The 14,478-nt window shown below is 68.9% G+C and carries 15 protein-coding genes; 11 read left to right on the forward strand and 4 right to left on the reverse strand.

The features are described from left to right. The first annotated feature begins 2 nt into the window (after positions 1 to 2). From ACIOJD_RS13190 to ACIOJD_RS13215, 6 genes are all read left to right on the forward strand, one after another. Positions 3 to 314 carry an urease subunit beta gene (locus tag ACIOJD_RS13190; RefSeq protein WP_401912070.1) on the forward strand — a complete coding sequence of 104 codons (312 nt, stop codon included), beginning with the start codon at positions 3 to 5 and terminating at the stop codon, positions 312 to 314. After that, positions 307 to 2,028: an urease subunit alpha gene (locus tag ACIOJD_RS13195; protein WP_401912072.1), complete on the forward strand. Its 1,722-nt coding sequence runs from the start codon at positions 307 to 309 to the stop codon at positions 2,026 to 2,028. Before ACIOJD_RS13190 ends, ACIOJD_RS13195 begins: the two co-directional genes overlap by 8 nt. 40 nt (positions 2,029 to 2,068) lie before the next feature. Further along, entirely contained in the window at positions 2,069 to 2,743 is a 675-nt protein-coding gene (locus tag ACIOJD_RS13200) for an urease accessory protein UreF (RefSeq protein ID WP_401912073.1), read from the forward strand. Positions 2,744 to 2,824: 81 nt separating this feature from the next. After that, a complete protein-coding gene (ureG, locus tag ACIOJD_RS13205) occupies positions 2,825 to 3,502 on the forward strand; it encodes an urease accessory protein UreG (RefSeq protein WP_401912075.1) in 678 nt (225 codons plus the stop codon). Beyond that, complete coding sequence (locus ACIOJD_RS13210; RefSeq protein WP_401912077.1) at positions 3,499 to 4,317, forward strand: urease accessory protein UreD; 819 nt, start codon at positions 3,499 to 3,501, stop codon at positions 4,315 to 4,317. The genes ureG and ACIOJD_RS13210 overlap by 4 nt, the downstream gene beginning before the upstream one ends. A gap of 144 nt (positions 4,318 to 4,461) precedes the next feature. Further along, complete coding sequence (locus ACIOJD_RS13215) at positions 4,462 to 6,087, forward strand: alpha/beta hydrolase (RefSeq protein ID WP_401912078.1); 1,626 nt, start codon at positions 4,462 to 4,464, stop codon at positions 6,085 to 6,087. A gap of 85 nt (positions 6,088 to 6,172) precedes the next feature. Here the strand turns inward: ACIOJD_RS13215 and ACIOJD_RS13220 are convergent, their stop codons facing one another. From ACIOJD_RS13220 to ACIOJD_RS13230, 3 genes are all read right to left on the reverse strand, one after another. Next, positions 6,173 to 7,237: an NAD-dependent epimerase/dehydratase family protein gene (locus tag ACIOJD_RS13220; RefSeq protein ID WP_401912081.1), complete on the reverse strand. Its 1,065-nt coding sequence runs from the start codon at positions 7,235 to 7,237 to the stop codon at positions 6,173 to 6,175. Positions 7,238 to 7,300: 63 nt separating this feature from the next. Continuing rightward, positions 7,301 to 8,026 (reverse strand): lysophospholipid acyltransferase family protein, encoded by a 726-nt coding sequence (locus tag ACIOJD_RS13225; RefSeq protein WP_401912083.1) that lies wholly within the window; start codon positions 8,024 to 8,026, stop codon positions 7,301 to 7,303. A gap of 537 nt (positions 8,027 to 8,563) precedes the next feature. After that, a complete protein-coding gene (locus tag ACIOJD_RS13230) occupies positions 8,564 to 9,742 on the reverse strand; it encodes an aminotransferase class V-fold PLP-dependent enzyme (protein WP_401912085.1) in 1,179 nt (392 codons plus the stop codon). A gap of 122 nt (positions 9,743 to 9,864) precedes the next feature. Between ACIOJD_RS13230 and ACIOJD_RS13235 the strand changes: the two genes are divergently transcribed. After that, positions 9,865 to 10,758 carry a LysR family transcriptional regulator gene (locus ACIOJD_RS13235; RefSeq protein ID WP_401912087.1) on the forward strand — a complete coding sequence of 298 codons (894 nt, stop codon included), beginning with the start codon at positions 9,865 to 9,867 and terminating at the stop codon, positions 10,756 to 10,758. A 102-nt stretch (positions 10,759 to 10,860) separates the two neighbouring features. Here ACIOJD_RS13235 and ACIOJD_RS13240 read toward each other — a convergent pair whose 3' ends face one another. Next, positions 10,861 to 11,253, reverse strand: coding sequence for a hypothetical protein (locus tag ACIOJD_RS13240; RefSeq protein ID WP_401912090.1), 393 nt, complete (start codon positions 11,251 to 11,253; stop codon positions 10,861 to 10,863). Positions 11,254 to 11,533: 280 nt separating this feature from the next. On the opposite strand from ACIOJD_RS13240, the gene ACIOJD_RS13245 reads away from it, so the two are divergent. The 4 genes from ACIOJD_RS13245 (at position 11,534) to ACIOJD_RS13260 (ending at position 14,417) form a co-directional block, all read left to right on the forward strand. Beyond that, on the forward strand, positions 11,534 to 11,830 hold the full coding sequence (locus ACIOJD_RS13245) for a DUF6355 family natural product biosynthesis protein (protein ID WP_401912092.1): 297 nt from the start codon (positions 11,534 to 11,536) through the stop codon (positions 11,828 to 11,830). Between the two features lie 585 nt (positions 11,831 to 12,415). Continuing rightward, positions 12,416 to 12,622, forward strand: coding sequence for a hypothetical protein (locus ACIOJD_RS13250; RefSeq protein ID WP_401912094.1), 207 nt, complete (start codon positions 12,416 to 12,418; stop codon positions 12,620 to 12,622). Positions 12,623 to 13,621: 999 nt separating this feature from the next. Next, a complete protein-coding gene (locus ACIOJD_RS13255) occupies positions 13,622 to 13,924 on the forward strand; it encodes a hypothetical protein (protein ID WP_401912096.1) in 303 nt (100 codons plus the stop codon). Between the two features lie 61 nt (positions 13,925 to 13,985). Then, positions 13,986 to 14,417: an ankyrin repeat domain-containing protein gene (locus tag ACIOJD_RS13260; RefSeq protein WP_401912098.1), complete on the forward strand. Its 432-nt coding sequence runs from the start codon at positions 13,986 to 13,988 to the stop codon at positions 14,415 to 14,417. Positions 14,418 to 14,478 lie beyond the last annotated feature (61 nt).

The following is a 14,478-nucleotide window of genomic DNA, read 5'->3' on the forward strand; positions in this document are numbered from 1 at the left end:
CCATGATCCCCGGAGAGATCCTCTACGCCGACGAGCCCGTGGCCCTGAACGAGGGCCGCGAGGTCACCCGGCTCACCGTGCTCAATGTCGCCGACCGGCCCGTGCAGGTCGGCTCCCACTACCACTTCGCCGAGGCCAACCCGGGCCTGGAGTTCGACCGTGCCGCCGCCCGTGGCAAGCGGCTGCACATCGCCGCCGGTACGGCCGTGCGCTTCGAACCCGGAATCCCCGTAGACATCGCACTCGTTCCGCTCGCCGGTCTGCGCGTTGTGCCGGGCCTGCGCGGAGAGACCGGAGGTCCCCTCGATGGCTGAGCTCTCCCGTGCCGAATACGCCGATCTCTTCGGCCCCACCACCGGTGACCGGATCCGCCTCGCCGACACCGATCTCCTGGTCGAGATCGAGGAGGACCGCTCGGGCGGTCCCGGACGGGCCGGGGACGAGGCGGTGTTCGGCGGCGGCAAGGTGATCCGCGAGTCGATGGGCCAGTCCCGTACGACCCGGGCCGAAGGGGCGCCCGACACCGTGATCACCGGCGCCCTGATCATCGACCACTGGGGCGTCGTCAAGGCCGACATCGGCATCCGGGACGGCCGGATCACCGGAATCGGCAAGGCCGGCAACCCGGACACCATGGAGGGTGTCCACCCCGACCTGGTCATCGGTCCCGAGACCGAAGTCGTCGTGGGCAACGGGAAGATCGTCACGGCCGGTGCGATCGACGCGCACGTCCACTTCATCTCGCCGACCATCGTCGATCAGGCGCTGTCGGCCGGAATCACCACCCTCGTGGGCGGCGGCACCGGACCGGCCGAGGGGACGAAGGCCACCACCATCACCCCGGGCCCCTGGCATCTCGCCCGGATGTTCGAGGCGTTGGAGACCTTCCCCGTCAACATCGGACTGCTCGGCAAGGGCAATACGATGTCGCGCGACGCGATGCACTCCCAACTGCGCGGGGGAGCACTCGGGTTCAAGATTCACGAGGACTGGGGCGCCACCCCCGCCGTCATCGACGCCTGCCTGGGCGTCTGCGAGGAGACCGGCGCCCAACTCGCCATTCACACGGATACGTTGAACGAGGCGGGCTTCGTCGGGGACACCCTCGCGGCGATCGCCGGGCGGACCATTCACGCTTACCACACGGAGGGCGCGGGCGGCGGACACGCCCCGGACATCATCACCGTGGTCTCGGAGCCGTACGTCCTGCCCAGCTCCACCAATCCGACCCGGCCGCACACCGTCAACACCATCGAGGAACACCTCGACATGCTGATGGTCTGCCACCACCTCAACCCGGCCGTGCCGGAGGACCTCGCCTTCGCGGAGTCCCGGATCCGGCCCTCCACCATCGCGGCCGAGGACATCCTGCACGACCTCGGAGCCATCTCGATCATCTCCTCCGACTCCCAGGCCATGGGGCGCGTCGGCGAGGTGATCATGCGGACCTGGCAGACCGCGCACGTGATGAAGAAGCGCCGGGGCGCCCTGCCGGGCGACGGCCCTGCCGACAACCACCGCGCCCGGCGCTATGTCGCCAAATACACCATCAACCCGGCGGTGGCCCAGGGCCTCGACCAGGAGATCGGCTCGGTCGAGACCGGGAAGCTCGCCGATCTGGTGCTCTGGGATCCGGCCTTCTTCGGTGTGAAGCCGCGGCTCGTCATCAAGGGCGGGCAGATCGCGTACGCGCAGATGGGCGACGCCAACGCCTCCATCCCGACGCCCCAACCGGTGCTGCCCCGGCCCATGTTCGGCGCGCTCGGCCGGGCAGCGGCGGCCGGCTCGTTCAACTTCGTGTCGGCGGCGGCGATCGAGGACGCGCTGCCCGAACGCCTGGGTCTGGCAAAGGAGTTCGTGCCCATTCGTAACACCAGGGGGATCACCAAGGCCGATATGCGGGAGAACGACGCGCTGCCGCGCGTCGAGGTCGACGCCGACACCTTCACGGTGACGATCGACGGCGAGCCGGTCGAGCCCGCGCCCGCCGCCGAACTCCCGATGGCCCAGCGCTACTTCCTCTTCTGATGGGCGGCCTTCCGGTGAACGACCTTCCGACGGTCCTCCGATGAGCAGGGCCGCCCTGCTCGTCCTCGCCGACGGGCGGTTCCCCGCCGGTGGCCACGCCCACTCGGGCGGCGCCGAGCCGGCCGTCAAGGCGGGGCGGATCCGCGACGCCGAGGACCTGGCCGCCTTCTGCCGGGGCAGACTGCACACCACCGGGCTCACCGCGGCGGCTCTCGCCGCCGCGGCCGCCCGGGGCCTGGACCCGCTGGAGCTGGACGCGGCGGCCGACGCCCGTACCCCCTCGCCCGCGCTGCGCGCGACCGCCCGGAAACTCGGCCGGCAGCTGATGCGCGCGGCCCGCGCCACCTGGCCGGGACCGGAACTGGACGCGCTCGCCGCCGCCCGGCCGCGTGGCGCGCACCAGCCGGTCGTCCTCGGCCTCACCGCGCGTTCCGCCGGACTCACCCCCGAGGAGGCCGCGCACTGTGCGGCGTACGAGACGGTCGGCGGACCCGCCACCGCGGCCGTACGGCTCCTCAGCCTCGACCCGTTCGAGGCCACCGCCGTCCTCGCCCGCCTCGCGGCCGACCTCGACCGGATCGCCGAGCAGGCCGCCGAGCGGGCCGCACGGGCGGAGCGCGAAGGGACCGACGCACTGCCGGCCGCCTCCGGGCCGCTGCTCGACATCACCGCCGAGGCGCACGCGGCCTGGCAGGTACGGCTGTTCGCCTCGTAACGCCCAGCCCTTCGGCCGCCCTCGCCGCCCCCTTCTTCGTACCGCCTCCTCCTTCGTATCGCCCCCTACAGGAGCCGCACCATGCATCTCGACCACACCCACGACGGCCCGGCCGCCGTCAGTGCCGATGCCGTACGTCCCGACGGCAGGCGCCGCGCCCTGCGTATCGGCCTGGGCGGGCCCGTCGGGTCGGGCAAGACCGCGACCGTCGCCGCGCTCTGCCGCACGCTGCGCGACCGGTTGTCGCTCGCCGTCGTCACCAACGACATCTATACCCGCGAGGACGCCGAATTCCTGCTCCGTAACGCCGTTCTGCCGCCCGAGCGGATCCAGGCCGTCGAGACCGGGGCCTGCCCGCACACCGCCATCCGTGACGACATCTCCGCCAACCTCGAAGCCGTCGAGGATCTGGAGGACGCCGTCGGACCGCTCGATCTGATCCTGGTCGAGTCCGGCGGGGACAACCTCACCGCGACCTTCTCCAAGGGGCTGGTGGACGCCCAGATCTTCGTCATCGATGTCGCGGGCGGCGACGACATCCCGCGCAAGGGCGGCCCCGGAGTCACCACCGCCGACCTGCTGGTGATCAACAAGACGGACCTCGCGCCGTACGTCGGTTCCGACCTCGGCCGGATGGCCCGCGACGCCAAGGAGCAGCGCGGTGAACTGCCCGTCGCCTTCACGTCGTTGAAGGAGGAGGGCGGCGCGGAGCCGGTCACGGACTGGGTGCTCGGGCGCCTCGCCGCCTGGACCTCATGAGCGTCCAGGCCACCGCCCGTATCGTCGCCACCCGTGCCGGGCTGCCCGTATTGACCGGCGAAGGGCCGCTCGCGCTGCGCCGCACCCGCGCGAAGGGTCCGGGCAGCCGGGTCACCGTCGTCGGCGCGATGAGCGCGCCGCTCGGTGGCGACCGGCTGGCGATCGAGGCGGAGGTACAGGAGGGAGCCCGGCTGACCGTGGACGCGGCAGCGGCGACTGTCGCCCTGCCCGGACGCGCGGCCGGTGGGCGGCCGCATGGCGAGGAGGGGAGACCCGCGGGTGGCGCCGAGCCCGCCCGCTACGACGTGCGGCTGACCGTGGGGGAGCACGCCCGGCTGAACTGGCTGCCCGAACAGCTCATCTCCGCGTACGGCAGCGATCTGCGGATGCGGACCCGCGTCGAAGTCACCGCCACCGGGCGGCTCGTGCTGCGCGAGGAACAGATCCTCGGCCGCCACGGCGAAGAACCGGGCACCCTCTTCAGCCGCCTCACCGTCCACCGCGCCGAACGCCCTCTCTTCGACCAGGAACTGGCGTACGGACCCGGAGCGCCCGGCGGCTGGGACGGCGGAGCGGCTCTCGGCGGGCACCGGGCCGTCGGACAACTCCTGGTGACAGGGCCGGAGTTCGAGGAGAAACCAGCGCGGACCCGGCTTCTCGGGGACACCGCCGTGCTCACACCGCTCGCCGGTCCCGGTTTTCTGGTCACCGCACTCGCACCGGACGCGCTCCGGCTGCGCCGCGTACTGGACGAAGTGCTGGGCGAAGCACTGGACGACTTCGACGACGTGCTCGACGAAGGGGCGTACCGCTGAGCGGGACCGCGCGTACCGGTTATTGGTTGGGTAAAGAAATACCCATCTGCCCTGGTCGTGGGAACCTCACAGGCGCAAGGATCCCGGGGAGGCCACTCGAACAGCGCTGCCGAGGGCGGCGCTGCACACAGGGGGAGGTTCCACTTGAGACGCACCACAGTGCTCGGCTCGGCCGGCACGCTGCTCGCGGGCACACTCATAGCGGGCGCGACGGTCGCTCCGGCGGCGGTCGCGGAGGGCCGTCAGCCCGGCGTTGCCGCCTCGTCCGGATCCGGGGCGCACGGGACGGCGGCGTACGATCCGGCAGCGGCGTACGGCGCCCGGATCGCCGCCGAGCGGGCCGCGAAGAAGGGCATCGACTGGCAGGACTGCCCGGCCGACTGGGCACTGGAGAAGCCCATCCAGTGCGGCTGGGTGAGCGTTCCGCTCGACTACACGAAGCCGAACGGACGGCAGATCAAGATCGCCGTCGACCGCATCGGCAGCACCGGCACCAAGAAGGAACGCCAGGGCTCCCTGATCTACAACCCGGGCGGTCCCGGCGGCTCCGGCATGGCGTTCCCGCGCCGGGTCGTCACCAAGAACGCGATCTGGGCCGACGCCTCGAAGGCATACGACTTCGTCGGCTTCGACCCGCGCGGCGTCGGCCACTCCTCGCCCATCTCCTGCATCGATCCGCAGGAGTTCGTCAAGGCGCCCAAGCTCGATCCGGTCCCCGACAGCGAGGCCGACAAGCGTGCCCAGCGCAAGCTCGCGGCCGAGTACGCGGACGGCTGCAAGGAGCGCAGCGGCTGGATGCTGCCGCAGATGACGACGCCCAACACCGCTCGCGACCTGGATGTCATCCGGGCCGGGCTCGGCGAGAGGAAACTCAACTACCTGGGCGTCTCCTACGGCACCTATCTCGGCGCCGTCTACGGCACGCTCTTCCCCTCGCATGTGCGGCGCATGGTCGTGGACAGTGTGGTCAACCCGGCGAAGGAGAAGATCTGGTACCAGGCCAACCTGGACCAGGACGTCGCCTTCGAGACCCGGTTCCAGGACTGGATGGAGTGGGTCGCCGAGAACGACGCCACCTTCCACATCGGCACCACCGCCGCCGAGGTCGAGCAGCGGTGGGACACACTGCGCGCGAGCGCCAAGAAGAGCCCGATCGGCGGTGTCGTCGGCCCGGCCGAGCTGCTCGGCCTGTTCCAGAGCGCGCCCTACTACGACTCCAGCTGGGTGCCGGTCGCCACGGTGTGGAGCAAGTACCTCGCCGGTGACACCCAAGCACTGGTCGACGCCGCGGCTCCCGACATGTCCGACACCAAGGGCAACGCCTCCGCCGAGAACGGCAACGCGGTCTACACCGCCGTCGAGTGCACCGACGCCAAGTGGCCGACGAGCTGGAGGAAGTGGGACCGGGACAACACCCGGCTCCACCAGGACCACCCGTTCCTGACCTGGTCCAACGCCTGGATGAACCTGCCCTGCGCCACCTGGGGCGTCAAGCAGCGGACGCCGGTGGAGGTCAGGACGGGCCACGGGCTGCCGCCGGTTCTGATCGCCCAGTCCACACGCGATGCCGCCACGCCCTATGCGGGCGCCGTCGAACTGCACAAGCGGTTCAAGGGCTCGCGCCTGATCACCGAGCGGGACGCCGGTTCGCACGGCATCACCAACCTGGTGAACCCGTGCGTCAACGACCGGGTGAAGTCCTACCTGTTGACGGGAGCGCTGGACAGCCGCGACGTCACCTGCGCCCCGCACGCCACACCCAAGCCGTAAAGAACGAGAAGCGGCGGTACGAGTGAGGAGGAGGGTGACGGGCCTGACGGCCCGTCACCCTCCTTTGTCCGTACGGGAACTGCCCTCACGCACCCGGGACATCACCCCGGTCGTACCGCTCCAGCCAGGCGTCCTCCGCCGCATAGCCGAAGAGACCCTCCCGCCCGTAACTCCTGGCCAGTTGAGGGAAGGCGTCCTCCCAGTCCCGGCCGCTCAGCCGCTCGGTGAGCCAGCCGACGGTCTCCGGCAGCGATTCGGCATAGCCGCTGACGGGCCGGTAGCCCAACTCCCGCTCCGCGGCCGTCATGTCCTGCACGACGGGATGCTCCATGCACCAGGGATGGTCGCCGATGCCGCCCTCCGGCGGCGGTCCGTCCACCAGCACGGTCTCGGTCTCGCGCCCCATCACCGCGTCGATCGCCTCGCCGATCTCCGCGGCCGTCGGCGCCTGCGGATCCCCGGCGTTGAGCACCCGCGATCCGGGCCGCAGGGCCGCCAGCCTGATCAGCTCGGCGACGTTGGAGACATGGACGGGATGGAACCGGCTCCGGCCGCCGTACGCCAGCACCCGTCGTCGGCGGCCGTCCAGTAGCCGCTTGACGAAGTACAGCTCGCGCGGTACGCCGCAGTGTGTGCCGTGGATCGCGCCCGCCCGCAGCAGTGTCACCGGCAGAGTGTCGCCCACCGCGAGCAGCTCCTGCTCCAGCAGTGCCTTGCCCGTGGCGTACGTCGCGTCGCCGGGAGCCACCGTGGGCCGGGTCTCCGGGATCGGCACGGGATAGCGCGGTGAGCCGTCCGGCTCGTCCTGCGTCTCGAAGCCGCGGCCCCGGTCGTCCACGTACACCGCGACGCTGGAGATGACGACGGCGGAACCGATCCGGTCCGCGAGCCCGGTCAACTGCCCCGCGTGCTTCGCCCCGTACGCCACCATGTCCACCAGCAGATCGCAGCCGTCGCCCACGACCCCGGCCAGCGCACCGTCGACCTCCCGGTCCAGCCGGACCGTCCGTACCCCCTCGGGCGCGGGTTCGTCCCCGCCGCCACCACGCGAGGCCGCGCGCACCTCCCAGCCGTCCTCGGCGAGCGCCCGCACCGCGGCCCGCCCGATCTGTCCGGTCGCTCCGATCACCACCGCTTGTCCCCTGGTCATACGGGAAAGCTAGAGGTACGGGTCGGGCGCGCCCAGAGCTTTTCGCCTCCGGCGGATTCGCTCTCAGCGGTGCAGTCGCGGGAACTTCTTCGCCTGCTCCGCCTTGGCCAACTCGGCCTCCTCGGCCTTCGCCTCGGCCGCGTAGCGGTCGACGTACTCCTGTCCGGACAGCCCGAGGATCGCGTACATGATCTCGTCGGTGACCGCGCGGACGGCCGCCTTCTCGTTCTCCAGGCCCGCGTAACGCGAGAAGTCCAGCGGCTCACCGAAGCGGATCGTGACCCGCCTGATACGAGGAATGGTCTGTCCCGGCGGCTGGATCTCGAAGGTCCCGACCATGGCGCACGGCACCACCGGCACCTGCGCCTTGATCGCCATCACCGCGACCCCGACCTTCCCCTTGTAGAGGCGGCCGTCGTGCGATCGGGTGCCCTCCGGATAGATCCCCAGCAGCTCGTCCTTGGCCAGAACCCCCATGCCTTCCCGGATCGCGGCCTTCCCGGCTTCCTTCCCCGACCGGTCGACCGGGATCTGCCCGGCGCTGCGGAAGAAGAAGGCGGTCAGCCGTCCCTTGAGACCCGGGCCGGTGAAGTACTCGGCCTTCGCGAGGAACGTGATGCGCCGCTTGAGGATCGCCGGCATCAGGAAGTGATCGGAGAACGACAGATGATTGCCTGCCACGATCGCCCCGCCCTCGTCCGGGATGTGTTCGAGGCCCTCGATCCGGGGCCGGAACAGCAGCCGCAGCAGGGGCCCCAGTAGTACGTATTTGAGGACGTAATAGAACACGGCGGGTGCTCCTCACTGGCCCGATGGGCTCCAGGTCTGCGTTGTCCCAGGTCAACGGGCATGTCGGCGGGTGCAAGTGTATGTGCAGGTGTCGCCTCGTGTAACCGTGCCAGGGAGGGGCAATGCTGACCCCTTGCCGAGTTTACTGACGAACCGTCAGGTAGGCGGCAGCTTGAGGGGCCGATGGCCGCAGCCGTGTACCGGGTTCTACGCGGAGAGAGGCGCAGGCATGGCTCCCGCGCATGAATATTGGAGGAGCCGCAAGTGTGAGGTGATACCGGCCTGTACTTGCAGGCACCGCCCGTTGTCGAGCGCGCTCTGTTTGCCCCGACGCTCCCGGCCGCGGAGGACGCGGCATCGGCTGCCGCGAGGGACGTGACATTGCTCGGTTCTGGCGACGACATCAGCCACAGGTGCGCGCTGGTTGGCGGCGGTCCTGGCGTGGACGGCTACGGCCGGGCGGCCTGAAGTGCTCCGCCCGGCGGCGGTGGCCCGGCAGGCGTCGCCGGGGGCTGTACGTTCTTGCGGTGGCCGGACCTAGCGGGCCGCAGCGAGTTCGGTGAGGACTTCGACGGCGCGGTCGATTTCGGCTTCGGTGTTGTAGTAGTGCGGTGAGAGCCGTACCAGCGGGTGGACGTCCCGGTCCTCGGTGTCGAACTGGGTGTGCACCGGGTCGGTGGTACTGACGTTGATGCCGTGTCCGGCGAGGGCGGCCGCGGCATCGGCTGTGGGCATGTTGTCGACCTTGCAGGTGACGATCGCGCACCGCTGCCGGCCGAGGTCGTGCGTGGTGATGCCGGGCACGGCGTCCAGCCGGTCGCGCAGATAGGTGCCGAGGGCGAGGGTGCGTCGGCCGATCTCGTCCATGCCGAGATCCAGGGCCTGCTGGACGGCGGCGCTCAGCCCCAGGACGTTGGCGTAGCTGACTTCCCATGTCTCGAAACGTCGCGCGCCGTCGTGCCAGGTGAAGCTGCGCTTGCCGTCCCAGGTGGCCGCTGCTATCTCCGTCACGTGCGGCTCCAGGTGTGTCTGTGCCTCGGGGCGGACCCACAGGAAGCCTGTGCCGCGTGGGCCGCGCAGGAACTTGCGGCCGGTGGCGGTGAGCATGTCGCAGCGGAGCTCGGTGACGTCCATGGGGAACTGGCCGACGGACTGGGTGGCGTCGAGGAGGAAGGGGACGCCGGCGGCGCGGGTGATGCGTCCGATCTCGGCGGCCGGGTTGACCAAGCCTCCGCTGGTGGGCACGTGGGCGATGCCCACCAGCTTGGTGCGGTCGTCGATCAGGTTCGCCAGGGCTGCGGTGTCGAGCCGGCCGGACTCGTCGTTGGGGACGACGACGACCTCGGCCCCGGTGCGCTGGGCTGTCTGCAGGTAGGCCAGGACGTTGCTGCCGTACTCGGCCCGGCCGGTGAGGATGCGGTCGCCCGGCTTGAACGTCATGGAGTAGAACGCGGCGTTCCAGGCGTGGGTGGAGTTGTCGAACAGGGCGATCTCGTCCGCCTGTCCACCCACCAGTCGGGCGATGCGCCCGTGGACGGCATCGATGCGGTCCCCTTCCTGACCCGCGGCCTCGTAGCCGCCGATCGCGGCCTCCAACTCCAGATGGGAGGTCACGGCCTTGAGGGTCTGCCGCGACAGTAGGCCCGCGCCCGCATTGTTGAGGTGAATCCGGTTCGCGGTGCCCGGGGTGTCCTGGCGGAGCGCCTTGATGTCCATGCCTTTTATTTCCCATCTGTGCGGTGCTGCTCTGCCTTCACGGTCCCAAAGCACCTCCCTTCAGTAAAGTGAATGTTTCTGGAGAAGACAGGTCATAGAATCTGATGAATGGAGTGAGGGGCGTGTACAACCTGCGCCGCTTGGCGGTGCTGCGGGAGCTGAAGTACCGCGGCACGCTGGCTGCTGTCGCCTCGGCGATGTCCTACAGCCCCTCGGCTGTCTCCCAGCAACTGACGCTGCTGGAGTCCGAAGTCGGTGCTCCGCTGCTGGACCGCGAAGGCCGGGGGGTCCGGCTGACACCGCAGGCGGAGATCCTCGTGGCACGCACGGAGAAGGCGCTGCGGGAGCTGGAGCGCGCCGAGGCGGAGATCGCGGCCTCGTTGCGGGAGGTGTCCGGGACGATCAGGGTGGCGGCCTTCCAGACCGCGATGCTCGCACTGATGCCCGTCGCGCTGACCTGGCTGCGGGAGAACCACCCCCGGATAAGAGTGGAGGCCACCCAGGCCGAGCCCGACACCTCGCTGCCAGGTCTGCTCACCCGGGACTTCGACCTCGTGATCGACGAGACGTTCCCAGGGCACGTGCGGCCGGCCCGCGCCTCCGAGTTCGAGCACCACCTGCTGTGCGACGACGCCATGCGGCTGGCGACCTCCGCACCCGTGGCGTCGCTCGCCGATCTGGCCGAGCACCCCTGGGTGATGGAACCCGTCGGCACGCCCGCCCGCGCATGGGCGATGCCCATCTGTCACGCCGCCGGGTTCGACCCGTACGTCGCTTACGTGTCCGCGGACATGCTGGTCCACGCACGGCTGGTCGAGCAGGGCCACGCGGTGGCTTTCCTGCCCGACATGCTGTGGTTCGACCGCGCCCCCGGTCTCGTCCTCGACGGCTCCGCAGGCCACACGCGCACCGTGCTCGCGACCATACGCGCCGGGGCCGGGGAGCACCCCCTGATCCAGACCTTCCTCACCGCGATCCGCCACGCGATCGGCGAACTGCCCGCCCGCGCCGGGTAACCGCCGCATGACCTCGACCCGACGCGAGCCCCTGGACGCACCCCCTGTTGTTTGCACAGGTGGTCACCCAGTGCCGCGAAGTCAAGGATCACCAGGTGGCTGTCAAGGGGGCGTACATACGAAGTCCATGCCCCAAGCCGCGTTCCTCGCACTGCGCCACGCACGGTAGACCTCGGCGAACTGGATCGTTCCCTTTGTGGGAGGGCACATTCCGGGGTCGATGTTGGTGACGCCACCGATGGATATGTTCACGCCTTCGGCCTTGAGTTGCGCGATCGACCGAGTGAGATACGGCGTGTACTTGGTCTTGAGCGCGGTTGACGTGAACGTGATGGTAAAGGCAGTGCCGGGCGCGATGCTGGTGATGCGGTGCTTGGACTGAAGCCTCCAGCCGTTGCCCTCCAGAGGCCTGTCGGCGGCTACCGCGGGGTTGGCGGTTGCCAGCAACGCGACTGCCGCCGCGATGGCACCGGTGAGGGGGATTCTTGACTTCATCTCTTCCGATTCCCCTGGTTGTTCAGATCCGGGTGGGACGAGAGCGAAGACGCTCCTACCGATTTCGTGCGTCCAAGTGGCTTTGTGGTCGGGGGATTTGACGCTCTCGTGACGGCCCGTGCTAATCGGCGCGCGCCCGCCGGCATGAGGCCCCACCAGCCGTTTCGCCACGAACGGAGGAGTTCGCCTACGCATTTGGTCCGCCCGTAACGGCCGGTCATGATTCGGCCAGGTCGGGGCCTTTGGTTCCCCTTTTCCGCTTTGTGGGTACTTTCTCCTCATGAGTACACGACGACTGATTCCTCTCGCCCTGACCACGCTTCTGCTGGGTATCACCGCTCCGGTGGCTGCGGCCGCGCCCGCGGCTGCGGCAGCCCCTGCAGCGGATCCCTGCGGGTATTTCACCAAGAACCACCTGGCCTTCTACAACCACTGCACCACGGACGGTTCCACCATCCAGATCAAGATCGACCGGATCAATGAGTGGGACACCAAACATTGTGTCCGCCCCGGCGTTACTCAACTCGGTACCACTTCGCAGATCCGCAACGCTTGGTACACCGGTAAACTCTGCTGAGTGCCTGCTTTCGGCCCCGTAGGCCAGGGCGGGCCCGGTCTACGGGGACAGGTGGGGCCGGGGGAGAATGCGGGCCGTGGCGCTGCAACCTGTTGACGGTCGTGACGGTTGCGAGATTGATGTTGGTCGTCAGGCGGCGGCCGGGATCGTCCGTGGCGACCGTCGCGCCGGTTTCCGGGCGAGCCGACGGGTCATCAAGGTGATGGACGCCCAGGTGATCAGTGACTCGCTGACCTGCGGGAGCTGTTCGTGGTCGCGGCAGTGCCGCCGCGCTCGCGTGATCCACGACCGCGAGCGCTCGGCTGTACTTGGTGCAGAGCAGACATCAGAACAACTTGCGTCTAGAGTTCGTATGGCACGGCCAGCGGAGCTGGCTGCGACGGGAATGGGTCCGACGTCCCTTTCGGGCGCGTCTGTCACCGAGTTGACGCCGCGTCAATCGCGACAATTTCACACACGGCCTGTGCGTCGGCAGGGCCTCAGTTGATCACTCGTCTTCAGGGTGGTTGACCTGAGACACCTGCCATTCTGCATGCAGTTTCGCGCTCAGTTCGGCCGCCCTCCATCTGGAGGAGAGGCCCAAGCATGGATGCGCAGATCGTCCTAGGGATTCTGGCAACGGCTGGCGCCGTGTCCATTTTCATGTTCGCCTTGAAGGGCCTGCTTGATCAGGTTCCCGATGTGATCCGGTCATGGCGTCGCATCGTGGCTGAAGCACGGCGTCCCCATGTGGACCCTGGGCCCGAGCAAGAAGACCACCGCCCGCCTGCCGAAGGCATCGATGGCTCGTGACGACAAATCAGACTGGCCCGCTTACCCAGGATTCGCGATGACGGGGCCCTGGAAACATCACCGAGCCGGGCGGGCCTGTGCGAGGCCTGCGGCTACCGGCGTCGGACCGAGGACCTGATGGTGGAGGCCGGACTGATCGCGGCCCCACCTGATTCGCTGAACCAGTGACACGGCCGACGTCGCGGCCGTGTCACCGCTGATGTGCGGGCGACGATGGAGCGCGAGATCGCTGCCGTCCGCGCCGAGTACCTGCGGGCACTGGACCAGGATGGCCAGGGTGATGACGGCCTGGCGGCCACCGAAGCCGCCGTGCCGTCACTGCGTCCGCCTCTCACAGGGCCGACCTGCACGATACGAGCCCATTCTCACAACGGTTGACTGATCCTATTCCTGCCGGATTGTCAGTGCCTGGCTCTACCGTCGAAGAAAACTCCTCCGACGGTGAAGGCGGTGTGTGGTGGCGAAACGTCGTCTTGCACGCGAAGTTGGGTCTTGAGCTCGACCTCACCTGTGAGGACCTGGGTAACGAGGCGTTGTCGAACTTGTGGAAGACGCTTTACCAGACGGACCGGCTGTGTGCGGCAAGGAATGTGCCGGTGCCCGAGTGGGGCCCTTCAGTGCGGCGGGGTATGCAGGACAAGCGGGTTTCGAAGCGTGGAGGTACACCTGCGGCCGCGAGCAAATGCGCGGCGAGAGGCCGTACATGAGCGGGTCGAGGACGAGGACCGGCACCGGACGGCTATGTCCGATGAACGCAAGGCGTATCAGGAGCGGATCGTGCGCACCGCCGAGGACGCCGGCTCCGCGCGGACAGTGAGGTGCGGACGGGATCAGGCCGCCGTCCTGGATCCAGACCGACATGCTGTGCGCACTGAAGTCCCATTGGGTGTCCGGGTTTCCGCAAGATTACAATTGGTAGCCATATCGTCGCAATGTGTGCGGTTTCTCGTTGTCAGGCGCAGTCGGCGCCCACGACGACCTGCCGGGAAGGTGAGATTGATGATGAGTCACAAGTTCCGTGCGGCGATGGTTTCGACTCTGTTGGTTCTGGTGCCGCTGGCCGGGGCGGCCGGCGCGGATGCCGTTGTGGTGAAGAAGAAGTGGCACTCCTCGGCGACCTGTGCGGTCGAGAAGATCGGATCGGGGGATCACGGCAACAAGCAGCTCAAGGGGAGTGGAACGGGCAGGAGCAAGAAGGCTGCCGAGAACGCGGCCCAGAGTGACGTGCAGGCACAGATCAGCCAGAAGTACGGCAAGGGGTACCGGGCCCATCACTGCACGTTCCGTAGTGTGTTCAAGTGAGTGACAGGGTCGGCCGCGGTGTGGTGCACGGGCGGCCGGCCTTTGCTTCAGGGTGAGGAGCATGGTGAACAACAGGCAACGCAAGAAGCTCCCCCGACGCCTGTGCGAGGCGGCAGAGCAAGGCCGAGTGGGGGATCTGGCTCGTCTGCTGCGTCTGGGCGCAGCGCCGGACGATCGGCGCCCGGACGGTGGGACTGCCCTGTATCTTTCCGTGGCGCAGGGCGAGGTCCGCTGTGCGGAGCTTCTGCTGGCGGCCGGAGCGTCGCCGAATCTGGAGTCCCATGGCCCGCGCGACGGGCTCCCGCTGGCGGCTGCGGCGGCCCATGCCGACCCCGTCATGGCGGGGTTGCTGCTGGCTCATGGCGCCGACCCTGAGCTGAAGGAGCGTGACGGCGTCGGGGGCAGTGCGCTGGACTGGGCCCGTGGCTGGCGGGAGCCCGGTATGCCTCACGGGGAGGTCGTGGAGCTGCTGGAGCGATCCCGAGCGGTGTGAGGGGCTGTACCGTGCTGCTCCGTTTGGGAGAGGGGATCTGCCGCAGGGAACTCGTGACGGG

Origin of the sequence: Streptomyces sp. NPDC088116, assembly GCF_044741745.1 — a bacterium.
In the GTDB taxonomy this organism is placed as follows: domain Bacteria; phylum Actinomycetota; class Actinomycetes; order Streptomycetales; family Streptomycetaceae; genus Streptomyces.

Excerpts from the sequence above, each read along its gene's own strand:
- ACIOJD_RS13230 (WP_401912085.1), bottom strand. The coding sequence starts at position 9,742 with ATGGACATCAAGGCGCTCCGCCAGGACACCCCGGGCACCGCGAACCGG.
- ACIOJD_RS13240 (WP_401912090.1), bottom strand. The coding sequence starts at position 11,253 with ATGAAGTCAAGAATCCCCCTCACCGGTGCCATCGCGGCGGCAGTCGCG.
- ACIOJD_RS13250 (WP_401912094.1), top strand. The coding sequence starts at position 12,416 with ATGGATGCGCAGATCGTCCTAGGGATTCTGGCAACGGCTGGCGCCGTG.
- ACIOJD_RS13260 (WP_401912098.1), top strand. The coding sequence starts at position 13,986 with ATGGTGAACAACAGGCAACGCAAGAAGCTCCCCCGACGCCTGTGCGAG.
- ACIOJD_RS13200 (WP_401912073.1), top strand. The coding sequence starts at position 2,069 with ATGAGCAGGGCCGCCCTGCTCGTCCTCGCCGACGGGCGGTTCCCCGCC.
- ACIOJD_RS13190 (WP_401912070.1), top strand. The coding sequence starts at position 3 with ATGATCCCCGGAGAGATCCTCTACGCCGACGAGCCCGTGGCCCTGAAC.
- ACIOJD_RS13245 (WP_401912092.1), top strand. The coding sequence starts at position 11,534 with ATGAGTACACGACGACTGATTCCTCTCGCCCTGACCACGCTTCTGCTG.
- ureG (WP_401912075.1), top strand. The coding sequence starts at position 2,825 with ATGCATCTCGACCACACCCACGACGGCCCGGCCGCCGTCAGTGCCGAT.
- ACIOJD_RS13210 (WP_401912077.1), top strand. The coding sequence starts at position 3,499 with ATGAGCGTCCAGGCCACCGCCCGTATCGTCGCCACCCGTGCCGGGCTG.
- ACIOJD_RS13195 (WP_401912072.1), top strand. The coding sequence starts at position 307 with ATGGCTGAGCTCTCCCGTGCCGAATACGCCGATCTCTTCGGCCCCACC.
- ACIOJD_RS13255 (WP_401912096.1), top strand. The coding sequence starts at position 13,622 with ATGATGAGTCACAAGTTCCGTGCGGCGATGGTTTCGACTCTGTTGGTT.
- ACIOJD_RS13220 (WP_401912081.1), bottom strand. The coding sequence starts at position 7,237 with ATGACCAGGGGACAAGCGGTGGTGATCGGAGCGACCGGACAGATCGGG.